This is a genomic window from Trabulsiella odontotermitis (genome assembly GCF_001188485.1).
Classification (GTDB): Bacteria; Pseudomonadota; Gammaproteobacteria; order Enterobacterales; family Enterobacteriaceae; genus Trabulsiella; species Trabulsiella odontotermitis_A.
The window spans coordinates 1-11,376 of sequence record NZ_JNGH01000094.1; the positions used below are offsets into that span (position 1 = coordinate 1).

The window sequence follows — 11,376 nt, forward strand, 5'->3', positions numbered from 1 at the left end:
TGGTGTAGACGAACACGGTGTTACCGGCTTCACCAATACCGGTAATGGCCGGCTGGCTGTCATCGGTGGTGCTGCCATGGGTCACGTTGCCCTGTTGATCGCCAACGTTATCGGCAACTCCCGTAATTTTCAGTACATCTTCGCTGGCATCTGGCGGAGTAGAATCAACGCCAAAATCCAGTGAGTCAGAGACATCACTGGTATTTCCTGCCGGGTCGGTTTGCGTCACCGTAATACTATGTTCGCCATCACCCAGCGGTTCGTCCGGAGTAAATGACCACTTACCGTCATCGTCAATAACGGTGGTACCCAGGACTTCGTCACCATCATAAATCGTGACGGTATCACCCGGCTGCCCCCCACCGCTGAAGGTTGGTGTCGTATCGTCAGTAACGCCGCCATCCTGGATCTTACCGGTGATCGGGGCGCTGTCATCCTGCGCATTTGCCACATCGGGTTTCACCGGTGGTGTTGTATCGACCACAATCTGAATCGGATCTGAAGGGTCGCTGATGTTGCCTGCTTTATCCTTCTCAGACACTTCCAGCTCGTGCTTGCCTTCGCCCAAATCGTCTTTCGGCGTATAGCTCCATTTTCCGTCGTCGCCCACGACGGTCGAACCAATCTCTTCGCCGTTATCTTTGATGATGATGACGTTACCTGGCGTACCCTCACCGTTAAAAGTCGGTTTGGTTTCGTCAGTTACATCACCAGGCTCCAGCGGACCGGTTTTCGGACCAGTATTATCAAGAACGTCTGGCTGCTCAGGTTTTTCTGGTGCACTGGTGATGACGCTGAAGTCGCGAACCGGAGAAGGATCGCTGACGTTGCCCGCTTTGTCCGTCTGCGTGACAGTAATGTCATGATTACCATCCGCCAGATTCTGGGTCGGTTTGAAATACCAACGACCATCGGCGTTTACTTCAGTCTGCCCGATAGCTTTACCGTTATCGTAAATAGTGATAGTTGCGCCCGCTTCACCGGTACCGCTCATTTCCGGGCGGGTATCGTCGGTCCAGCCGTTATGGTTAACTTCACCAACGACATCGCCCGCCTTATCAATCACGTGTTGAATGGTGGGCGCGTTCGGAGCAAGGGTATCAACGGTAATAATAATCGGATCGGAAGGTGGGCTAATGTTGCCAGACGGATCTTCTTCCGCGACGGTAATGTCGTGCTTACCATCATCCAGCGGTTTCTCTGGCGTGTAACTCCACTTGCCGTCATCGCCGACTTTAACCGTGCCGATTTCTTTGCCGTTGTCGTAAATATGGATGGTATCGCCAGGTTCGCCGTGACCGCTAAGGGTTGGCGTAGTATCGTCAGTCTGATCACCACTCTTCAACGGACCAACAACGGAGCCCTCGTTATCGATGGCGCTACCAATGGCTGGCGTTTCTGGTGCAGAACGGTCAGTGATATTGTTGCTGTCATCTTCCATTGCAACGGCGGCACCGATACCCATTGCGCTGGCGGCAGCAAGGAAGCCCAACAGGCCGAATAAGGAGTCGTTATCATCACCGGGAGCAGTAAAAATTCCGCTACCGGGGCCCATAGGCTCACCGCCCAGGGCAACCGGTGACAGATTGCCATCAGCAATCAGATAGCCGGTGTCGTAACCTTCTCCGGATAAGGGGACGTAGGCATACAACTGACCATCTTCCGCCATGCCCAGCAGCACCGGATTATTAGGATCACCATCAAAGTAATCCTCGATAATAATGCTCGGCTGAGTATCCCCTTCCTGAATAACATGCAGCGCTTTTCCAACGCGCTTAAGTGTAATATTTTCTGGTGCGAAGTCATCATTGACATTCTTTAACAGATACTTATTACCTGGGATAAGTTTTACATTAACTGCCTTGCCAGCATCAGCGGTTAACAGACGCGTTTTTCCTTCTCCGCTGTTAATAGCCAGAATAATTTTATTTTCCATCTTTTATACTCCAGACATCATGATTCGTAACCAGGTTGCTTCCATTCTTGAATAGGTATAGATGACCCTTATCCGGAAGAGCTTTCGCTAACTTACCATCAATTATTTCGCCAAAACATGAGCACCATCTCGCTAGATTTTCACCTTTTTAACCCGCACTGAGAGTACTTAGTCATTCCTGGATTCTGTACAATTGTTAATTATTTGCTTTATAAAGAGATTTATTGCCCATGGATGGGGGCGTTAGTCACTGAAACCGCTCTCCCCTTAATAAAACAAAGAAAAAATAAGTAATATGCTTATAGATTAAGAGTTCCTTAAAGTCGCAATGATAAAATCGGGATCACAATACGAATACATCCCATGTTGCGTATATCACAGACACGGGGATACGAGCATGGAGGTAATATCGCAATCACGATATTACACCCATACTTCTACGAACGTTGTATTTGAAAAATATGTCAGCGGCAGTGGAAGAACAGATCAGAAAAACGCTTCACACCCAACTTTCTTAATATATTGGATTTATGCGCACTGATCGTTTTTTCACTACGAGATAAATGGATAGATATCGCCTTGTTAGTTGCGCCATCCAGACACATTTTCAAAATCTCGGTCTCCCTGCGCGTCAAACCGGCCGAAGCATAATACTCATCATTGAACATCGCCGCGCCATTATTCTTGATGGAATGAATATCCCAGGAATAGCAATAACCGCCGTCGCGTATGATATTGATAGTATTTATAAAAAACTCGACATCGCTTTCACGCTTAATCACGCCATGGACGTTGTCGATCTGTTCCAGGTACTTTTGCCACGGTTGATCGTCTTCGACCAGAAGCAGAACAGGGCAAGCCATCAGTTGCGACAGCCGCTTCAGATGCTGAATGGGGCTGGCGTACAGAGCCTTGCCGTCAATGATGCCAATACTGTAATGCCGCTCTTCTGCGTCTTCCTCCAGAAACTTATCGACCCCCTTCAGAGTTACCGAAGCGGTCTCATAACTGGACTCAATGATGCTGATAATCCCCAGGCTTCCGAGGTTCTTTTCACCAAGATATAACGCTTTCATAAATCATCCCTATATACACTGATGCCAAAAGCCCTAGTTTATACCGATAGCCAACAAGCGCCTGACCTTATTGCATTCCCTGCAATAGTGTGTTCAGGCTTTTCCTTATCGCTCATATAAACAGGGTGACAGCACCGTCTATTGAAGCAAACAACCGTGTGTAACATGGCACTGAATACTTTCTGTCTCATCGCGTAGGGATAGAGATTCTGTACCTCAATACAATAAATATTGAAGATGCAGAGATGAGATTAAGATTTTCTCGGGGTAAACCGTTTCCGTGAAAATGGCTAATACAATGTTAACAACGTATAAAACGTTATTAACACAGTTCTTAACAGATTCTGGATTACAACCCAAGAATATCCCCGACCTTAAAAATAGTCAATCCTTTGCACACAGAAACGTGTACACCAAGCCTCTGTCTTTTATACATATAAAAACAGCAGCTAAAAAAACTCGTATTTTATAATCTGATCTTTACTCGTATTTCCGTAAGAGAATGCTTAGAAAACATTATTCCAAATCAGTAATACTTAATAAAGCACCCTTTCACTTACGATTGCCTTAATAGAAACTAAGGCATCAGCAATCGAGAATAATTCTTAGTTTACATTTCTCAGTTAAAGAGAAGAAGTTTCATTTCACTTCATCGCCTCTCATGGTTAATGAATATTCTTAATATCACGACAGTATCACAGCATTTAAACGGGTTACAATAAGACAATTTTACATCGGCAGATTGTCTGAAATAAGCATCAATGTGCGGCACCTCCGTTTTTGAGGAAAATAGTAAAACTGTTTTCAAATAAGTATTCGGTTTGAAGTGTTTTTTAACATAAATTATACAATTCAGTATAACTGAGACAGAGATTTCATCATCTTCCAGGAAACGGTCTGAAAACCTGAAAGAAAAAATCTCACTATCGCATGATGCAATTAGGAACATTTGCCGGGGGGAAAAAAACCGTTGTTAGACTTTCCTCAACAAGAAAATCGCGCTGGTATAACTAAATCCACTAAACAGTGACTGTACATCTGCTTTCCCGAGCCTGTTTCATTTGGTTTTCTCCTGGTTTTTTATCCCCGCTCACAAATTTCATTTTTCCTTTATCCCAGCACTTGTCTGAACGAAATTTACCCTATAACGTCCTCTGTAACGATTTAGTGTAACGTTACAGAAGAATAAGAAAGTCGCAGTCATGCCCTGACAGACCGTGCTATCGGTCGGGAACAATAGAAAAATGTTTTCTCACAAGGACTAACATGATGAACATTCAGCAATCCGTTTTACGCAAAACCCTCGTTGGAACCCTACTTACCTCTATGCTGTTCGCGGCCGGTGCTGTCACTAACCTTGCCGAAGCCAAAGTCACTCTCCGTGTTTATTCGTCACTGACCGCGGATGACAACTCGGCGCACTACATCTGGTTCAAACGCTTACAATCCAATATTGAGAAAGATCCTCAGCTTAAAGATGAGATCAAACTGAACTACTTCCCTAACGCGATGCTTGGTAAAGAAGCGGACGCCACCCAGCAGGTGCGCATTGGCGCCATCAATATGATGATTTCCGGCACCTCTATCTGGGCCACGCTGGTCCCGGAAATCGGTGTGCTGGATCTGGGCTATCTGTTTAAAGACTGGAATCAGGTGGGTAAAGCGCTGGACGGTAACGCCGGTAAAGCACTTTCCGATCTGATGCTGAAAAAAGCCAACGTGGTAGTCATCGATTACGCCTACAACCTGGGCGCACGTAACATCTACACCAAGAAAGTGGTCGAAAAACCGGAAGACCTGAAAAACCTGAAAATCCGCGTGCTGCCGGTACCGAACTTTATCGCCACCATCAACCACATGGGTGCGGTCTCTATCCCGATGCCAGGCGGTGAAGTTTACTCCAGTCTGCAGATGGGGGTGATCGACGGTCTGGAACACGACTCCGCTACCGTGCTCGCCAACAAGTTCTATGAGATCGCCAAAAACGCGACCCTGACGCAGCACATCTATAACCCCATCATGATTGCGATGAATAAAAACAGCTTCCAGCAGATCCCGGAAAAACTGCGTCCTGGATTCCTGGCAGCCGCCCGCGAGGCGACCGAATATGAACGCCAGCAATCCTATAAGATTGAAGAGAAAGCGGTTGAGCAACTGAAAGGCCTCGGCATGGTGTTCCGCGAAGTGGATCGCAATGCCCTGCGCGCAGATGTGAAACCGGTCTGGGATGAATTCCTGGCAAAATATCCGCAGATGAAAACTGTCGTTGATGACGTAACGGCGGCGGAGTAATCCCCCCTTTCCTTCATCCAGGCGGCCGGTGATGGCTGGCCGCCTCCGACGGGAGCTTTATAACGAGGTTCGATATGGCTGACACATCGATGGCAATCAAAACCCCCTCGGGGCCGCTGGTTTACCTTTCCCGGCTGAATAAATTCCTGACGACCCTGACCGCCTGGGCCGGTGGGCTGGTTTTACTGATTAACGTTCTGGTGGTTTTCGCCTCCGTGATCTGGCGCTACGCTCTGCACTCCCCTATCGAATGGGCGGAAGAGATGGCGCGTGCAATGATGATTGCGCTGGTCTTTTTTGGCGTGGCGACCTCAACCGGGCGCGGCGGTCATATCGGCGTCGATCTCTTTTTGCGCTTTATTCCTGAATCCGTTCGTCCTTATGTGGTGCACGCCAGCCGCTGGGTGCTGTTCCTGGTGGCAGTCGGACTGGTGGGTTCGAGTGCTCCGTGGTGATGATGCTGGCGGCGCTTGAACATGCGCTGAAAGCGCGGGCGAAAGTGGTGCTGTTAAGCGGTGCGGGGATCGTGGTGCTGATCCTGTTGGGCTGGCTGAAACTCTCCCTGATGGCCGACCCGGCCACCGCCGCTGCCGGGCTGATGCTGTGGATCACTTCGTCCTGCTGGCGATCCCGTTCTTCCTGCTGGCCGGTGCGGCCATGGAAATCAACGGCATGTCAACACGTCTGGTCGAGCTGGTCGTGCGTGGGATGGGGCGTTTCCGCGGTGGTCTGAACATGACGACGGTGCTGTCGATGGCCTTCTTCTCCGGCATTTCCGGGTCGAAGCTGGCGGGCGTCNGTGCTGGGCTTTGTGGCGAACATCTCCATCGGCGCGCTGTTTATCGCCGGTCTGATGCCTGCCGCCTGCCTGCTGGTGTTGATGCTGATCGCCGCCAACCGTTTCGGCGGCAAAATCAACATTCGCGAAGCGTACCCGCAGATGCGTCCGCTGTTGCAGCTATGGTTAGGGGCGATTGTCGGCCTGGCGATGATTTTCATGATTGGCCGTGGTGTGATGATGGGCATCGCCACCTCAACGGAAATCTCAGCTTTTGCAGTCGTTTATGCGATTGTGATTGGTCGACTGGCGTTTCGTGAGCTGACTTTCCGTGCCACGGTGAAAATGTTCATCGACATTGCGGCGATGTCCGGCGTGCTGTTGTTCATCGTCGCCTGCGCCACCAGCCTGTCGTACGTGCTGACCATCCAGATGATCCCGCAACAGATTGCGGAGCTGCTGGTCGGAATTGGTCATTCGCAAGGCGCCTGGGTGTTCCTGCTACTGACCATCATCATCCTGATTGTCTTCGGCGCGGTACTGGAAGGTGCGCCAGCGCTGATCATCTTCGCGCCGATTCTGGTGCCGATTGCCGTACAGCTTGGCTTTAATGCGCTGCATTACGGTATCGTGATGATTCTGGCGATGGGTTTCGGGCTGTTCTCTCCGCCGATTGGCCTCGGGTTATACACCACCTGCGCCATTTGTGGGGTGGAAATGAAGAACGTTATTCGTCCAATGGTGAAATACCTGATGGTGTCACTGTTCGGTATCATCCTGATTGCGATGATCCCGATCATCACCACCTGGCTGCCGGGACTGGCAGGGTACTGATTAACAAATAATTGCGTCAATAATGAGGGCAGTATGGCTAATATCCGGGATGTTGCGAACCACGCTGGCGTGTCAGTCAGTAGCGTGTCGAATGTGTTGAATGGACGCACCAATCAGATGCGCCCGGAGACACTCGCACGCATCCGGCAGTCCATGCACGACCTGAATTATCTGCCGAACCGGGTGGCTCAGCAGTTGAAAACCGGCCAGGCACGCATGATTGGCTTACTGGTGCCGTCGATTGTGAACCCGAGCTTTGCGATGCTGACCCGTGAGGTCGACCGTGCCGCCAAAGCCAATCAGTACCGGGTGCTGTTAGGGAATACCTATCGCCAGGAAGATGAAGAAAAAGCCTTTCTGGAAGATATGTTTGCCCATGGCGTGAAGGGGGTGATTGTTGTCGCCACGGCGATGGATCGCCCCCACTTCGCCAACGCCGCCCGCCATGGCATGGTGATGGTGAACTACGACAGCCTGATGTCCGCCCATGCGCCGGACGGCAATCCGCCGTTCGACAGTGTGTCGATGGATAACGTTGAAGCCGGTCGGCTGGNNCGAACGCGGTTGTCGGCAGTTGGTGTTTGTCACCGAAGCCACGCAGCTCACCAGCCGTCTGCATAAAATTGAGGGTTTCTTTTCCGCCGTCAAACGACATGGCCTGCAGGACAGCGCACATGTGATTGAAGGCAAGGCCGAAGTGGCGTACGGCGATGCTGAAATGACCGAGTTGGGGCGTTCGCTGGCGGCAAAAGTGCTGCAGCAGTCGCCGCGCCCGGATGGCATTGTGGCAATCAACGACGCGATGGGCATTGGTCTGATGGCCGGGTTACGCAGCGCGGGAATACGCATTCCACAGGATATGTCAGTCATCGGCATCGATAACATTCCACTTGCCGATCTGGTTCAACCGCCAATGAGTTCGGTCATGCCACCGCTGGCTGACATGGTCAACATGATGGTCGACCGCCTGCTGACGCGCATTGAAACCCCGGATCTGACGCCCGAGGAGTTCTTATTTGTACCCAAACTCATTAGCCGACAGTCGGTTATTGAAAATGAAGAGCATTAATATTTTGTAAGTAAGGGCGGCAGCGAGTATATAGCTGCCAACACCAGGGAAATTTAATGATCACAAGATGATCAGGGCTGCCCGTTGCCTTAAATAAGCAACCAACGCCACAAAATAATAATTCAGATTAGCTGTTAGTCACTCGCAAAGATCAATAACAGGAGATTAAAATGGGTAATCTTTCCGGAAAAAAAGTGCTGATTACTGGCGCAGAACAAGGGATCGGCAAGGCGACCGCAAAATCGCTGATTGAAGCCGGATGCGATATTTATATCCATTACTTCAGCGGAGAAGAAGGCCCGAAAGAACTGGTCGCACTGGCGACCTCACTGGGGCAAAAAGCAGCATACGGCCATGCGGATTTAACCAGTGAAGTAGATGCCGCAAAATGTGTTGCTGTTGCGGCAGAATTCCTCGGCGGTATTGATATTCTTGTCAATAATGTCGGCGGAATTATTGCCAGAAAATGGATGGGCGAAATTGATCAGGCCTTCTGGCGTACCGTCATTGACGTCAATATGACCACCATGCTGAACGTCACGCAAAGCGCGCTGCCGTACCTTAAAGCCGCCAAAGACGGTGCCAGCATCGTTAACCTTGCCTCGCTGGCAGGCCGCTCCGGCGGGCATTCCGGCTCGCTGGTCTACTCAACAACCAAAGGCGCGATCCTGACCTGGACCCGCTCGCTGGCGGCAGAGCTCGGTCAGTATGGCATTCGCGTTAACGCCGTAGCGCCGGGGCTGATTCTCGGCACGCGTTTCCATAATGTGCATACCACTAAAGAATCCGCCGATGAAACCATCAGCGCGATTCCGCTGGGACGTGCAGGCACTGCCGAAGACGTCGCACGCACCATTCGTTTCCTTGCCTCGGAATACGATGGCTTTATTTCCGGCGCGACCATTGATATTAACGGCGGCATTTATCGTATGTGACGGAAAAGCAGTGGCAACCGTCAATCTGAACATGCCAGGGCAATCATGGCCTGGCACGTTTTACAGGGATTACTATGATTAAGACAGACATTATTCACCCGGAGCTATTAAGCGTTCTGGCAAAATGTGGTCATAAAACAAAAATAGTGCTCGCCGACAGCAACTATTCTTTCGTGACAAATTCTGCGCCCGGCGCAACGATTATTTATCTCAACTTTGCCCCCGGGATGATCAACAGCCCGTTTATTCTTGAAAAGCTGCTGAAATATATCAATGTGGAAAGCGCAACGCTGATGGCCTCGCCTGCCGACTTTGATAATACGATCGAAAAAGAGTATCAGCGCCTTTTATCGCCAGAGACGGAATTTACCTGGCTGTCGCGTGAAGAGTTTTATGCGCAGGCCAAATCGTCCGACACGCTGCTGGTCATTGCCTCCGGCGAAACGCGACGCTTCGCCAATATTATCCTTACCGTCGGGGTCGTGCGGGTGTAATTACCGCGCCGCAACCTCGCGCGCCAGCGCCAGAAACGCCGCCAGCCCGGCGGAGGGGTGACGTCTGCCTGGATAATAAAGACACAGCCCCGGAAACGGTGGCGTCCAGTCATCCAGCAGGCGCACCATGCGTCCGGCGGTAATATCCTCAATCACGTTCTGTTCGAGGAAAAAACCGATACCGAGCCCTTCCATCACGGCGGCGCGGCAGAGCGAGGCTTCATCGAGCGTCAGCGGCCCCTGTACCTCAACGTGCGCCACTTCTCCCTGCTTTTCCAGATGCCAGCGGTACAGCGCGCCGTCCGGCAACCGCACGCGAATACAGGCATGATTGAGCAGATCACCCGGCGTTACCGGCGTGCCGTGCTGCGCAAGATAGTCTGGCGAAGCCACCACCGCAAAGCGCTGCGGCTGCCCGAGGGAGAGCGCAATCATGTCGTTTGGCACCAGACCCGCCACCCGCACGCCCAGATCAAACCCTTCCGCGACGATATCCACCAGCCGCCCTTCCGTCACCAAATCGATATGCATCTGCGGGTAACGGCGCAGAAACTCGACGATCACCGTCGAAAACAGGGTGAGCGCGGCAAACGGCGGCGCGTTGATGCGCAGTACGCCGGACGGTGTACCCTTGCGGGCGCGCACCGCCTCCAGCGCAGCATTCACGCCCTGCAATGACGGCCCCATCTCTTCCACCAGCAACTGCCCGGCTTCGGTCAGCGCCACGCTGCGCGTCGTACGGTTAAACAACCGCACTTCCAGCGCCGCCTCAAGCCGGGCGATGGTATGGCTGAGCGCGGTGGTCGACATATCCAGATCAATCGCCGCCGCGCGAAAGGTTCCCCGGCGGGCGATGGCGATCACCGCCTGTAAATCATTGAGCGTGACGCGTGACATTATCCCGATTCCTTCATCATGGCATTCATGTTTATCCCCGTTGTCCAAATTATCTCGCTTCCCTAGAGTGAACAAGCACCATTAATCACAACAAGACGGGAGAATAAACATGGCGGAATTTTTGTCGCTGAAAGGCAAGCGCGCGCTCATCACTTCAGGCACCAAAGGCGCAGGCGCAGCAACGGTCGCGCTGTTTCGCGAACTGGGCGCGCAGGTGATTACCGTGGCACGTCACCGGCCTGAGGCGCTACGGGACGATGTCCAGTTTGTCGCCGCCGATTTAACCACCGAATCCGGATGCCAGCAGTTGGCGCAGCAGGTGGAGCAGCACCCTGGCGGCGTGGACGTAATAGTGCATATGCTCGGCGGATCGTCATCGCCAGCCGGGGGATTTGCCGTGCTGGACGAGGTGCAGTGGCAGCAGGAACTGGCGCTGAATTTACTCCCCGCCGTGCGGCTGGACAGGCTGCTGCTGCCGGGCATGATAGCGCGTGGCGCGGGCGTCGTTATTCATGTCTCCTCTATTCAGCGCCTGATGCCGCTGCCGGAAGCGACCACTGCTTATGCGGCGGCAAAAGCCGCGCTGTCGGCCTACAGCAAAAGTCTGTCAAAAGAGGTATCGCCGAAAGGCGTTCGCGTGCTGCGTGTCTCGCCCGGATGGATTGAAACCGAAGCCGCCGTCCATCTGGCAGAACGGCTGGCTAAAGAAGCAGGAACCGATTACGCGGGGGGTAAAAAAATCATTATGGATGCGCTGGGCGGCATTCCGCTGGGCCGCCCCGCAAGACCGGACGAGGTGGCGAATCTGATTGCGTTTCTGGCGTCCGACCGCGCAAGTGCGATAACGGGAACGGAGTATCTCATTGACGGCGGCACCGTTCCCACGGTGTGATCAACNGACACCGCCTTGCGCAGTCCGTTTACCCCGGTGGAGTTCAGCGGCGTGACTAGCGCGTAGTTGTAGTGCTCGTCGCTCCAGTACTGCGCCATCACGTCTTCGCCCTGACGCTCACCGTGGGGTAATTTTACCGGGCTGAGCGGGCGGATATACCAGCCGACACGGGT

Annotated in this window: 9 protein-coding genes and 2 pseudogenes; 8 read left to right on the forward strand and 3 right to left on the reverse strand. The window is 52.2% G+C overall.

Translation table 11 applies throughout. The features are described 5' to 3' along the window. Both GM30_RS13310 and GM30_RS13315 read right to left on the reverse strand, forming a co-directional pair. Positions 1–1,936, reverse strand: a 1,936-nt coding sequence (locus GM30_RS13310; protein ID WP_238582648.1) for an Ig-like domain-containing protein, incomplete at its 3' end; no start/stop codon positions are given. Between the two features lie 464 nt (positions 1,937–2,400). After that, on the reverse strand, positions 2,401–3,012 hold the full coding sequence (locus tag GM30_RS13315) for a helix-turn-helix transcriptional regulator (RefSeq protein WP_049849006.1): 612 nt from the start codon (positions 3,010–3,012) through the stop codon (positions 2,401–2,403). A 1,266-nt stretch (positions 3,013–4,278) separates the two neighbouring features. Between GM30_RS13315 and GM30_RS13320 the strand changes: the two genes are divergently transcribed. The 7 genes and pseudogenes from GM30_RS13320 to GM30_RS13340 all read left to right on the forward strand — a co-directional run bounded on the left by GM30_RS13320 (position 4,279) and on the right by GM30_RS13340 (position 9,414). Next, the gene (locus tag GM30_RS13320) at positions 4,279–5,304 is read left to right on the forward strand and encodes a TRAP transporter substrate-binding protein (RefSeq protein WP_049849007.1); all 1,026 of its coding nucleotides are present in this window, start codon (positions 4,279–4,281) and stop codon (positions 5,302–5,304) included. A gap of 74 nt (positions 5,305–5,378) precedes the next feature. Then, positions 5,379–5,759, forward strand: a complete 381-nt coding sequence (locus GM30_RS27955) for a TRAP transporter small permease (RefSeq protein WP_238582649.1) — start codon at positions 5,379–5,381, stop codon at positions 5,757–5,759. Continuing rightward, a complete protein-coding gene (locus GM30_RS27960) occupies positions 5,759–6,037 on the forward strand; it encodes a hypothetical protein (RefSeq protein WP_238582650.1) in 279 nt (92 codons plus the stop codon). The genes GM30_RS27955 and GM30_RS27960 overlap by 1 nt, the downstream gene beginning before the upstream one ends. After that, a pseudogene (locus tag GM30_RS27965) lies at positions 5,962–6,916 on the forward strand (TRAP transporter large permease subunit). The gene GM30_RS27960 and the pseudogene GM30_RS27965 overlap by 76 nt, the downstream one beginning before the upstream one ends. A gap of 33 nt (positions 6,917–6,949) precedes the next feature. Then, positions 6,950–7,985 (forward strand): annotated as a pseudogene (locus GM30_RS13330) (LacI family DNA-binding transcriptional regulator). Positions 7,986–8,155: 170 nt separating this feature from the next. Next, a complete protein-coding gene (locus tag GM30_RS13335) occupies positions 8,156–8,920 on the forward strand; it encodes an SDR family NAD(P)-dependent oxidoreductase (protein WP_049849008.1) in 765 nt (254 codons plus the stop codon). A 74-nt stretch (positions 8,921–8,994) separates the two neighbouring features. Then, positions 8,995–9,414 (forward strand): RbsD/FucU family protein, encoded by a 420-nt coding sequence (locus GM30_RS13340; protein ID WP_049849009.1) that lies wholly within the window; start codon positions 8,995–8,997, stop codon positions 9,412–9,414. Here the strand turns inward: GM30_RS13340 and GM30_RS13345 are convergent, their stop codons facing one another. Then, positions 9,415–10,311, reverse strand: a complete 897-nt coding sequence (locus GM30_RS13345; RefSeq protein ID WP_049849010.1) for a LysR family transcriptional regulator — start codon at positions 10,309–10,311, stop codon at positions 9,415–9,417. Positions 10,312–10,420: 109 nt separating this feature from the next. Here GM30_RS13345 and GM30_RS13350 point away from each other — a divergent pair, with 109 nt between their 5' ends. After that, positions 10,421–11,203, forward strand: coding sequence for an SDR family oxidoreductase (locus tag GM30_RS13350; RefSeq protein WP_049849011.1), 783 nt, complete (start codon positions 10,421–10,423; stop codon positions 11,201–11,203). The last annotated feature ends 173 nt before the right edge of the window (positions 11,204–11,376 follow it).

What these genes read in the sequence shown, in the direction of transcription:
- GM30_RS13315 (WP_049849006.1), bottom strand. Translation starts at nt 3,012, where the DNA reads ATGAAAGCGTTATATCTTGGTGAAAAGAACCTCGGAAGCCTGGGGATT.
- GM30_RS13320 (WP_049849007.1), top strand. Translation starts at nt 4,279, where the DNA reads ATGATGAACATTCAGCAATCCGTTTTACGCAAAACCCTCGTTGGAACC.
- GM30_RS27955 (WP_238582649.1), top strand. Translation starts at nt 5,379, where the DNA reads ATGGCTGACACATCGATGGCAATCAAAACCCCCTCGGGGCCGCTGGTT.
- GM30_RS27960 (WP_238582650.1), top strand. Translation starts at nt 5,759, where the DNA reads ATGATGCTGGCGGCGCTTGAACATGCGCTGAAAGCGCGGGCGAAAGTG.
- GM30_RS13335 (WP_049849008.1), top strand. Translation starts at nt 8,156, where the DNA reads ATGGGTAATCTTTCCGGAAAAAAAGTGCTGATTACTGGCGCAGAACAA.
- GM30_RS13340 (WP_049849009.1), top strand. Translation starts at nt 8,995, where the DNA reads ATGATTAAGACAGACATTATTCACCCGGAGCTATTAAGCGTTCTGGCA.
- GM30_RS13345 (WP_049849010.1), bottom strand. Translation starts at nt 10,311, where the DNA reads ATGTCACGCGTCACGCTCAATGATTTACAGGCGGTGATCGCCATCGCC.
- GM30_RS13350 (WP_049849011.1), top strand. Translation starts at nt 10,421, where the DNA reads ATGGCGGAATTTTTGTCGCTGAAAGGCAAGCGCGCGCTCATCACTTCA.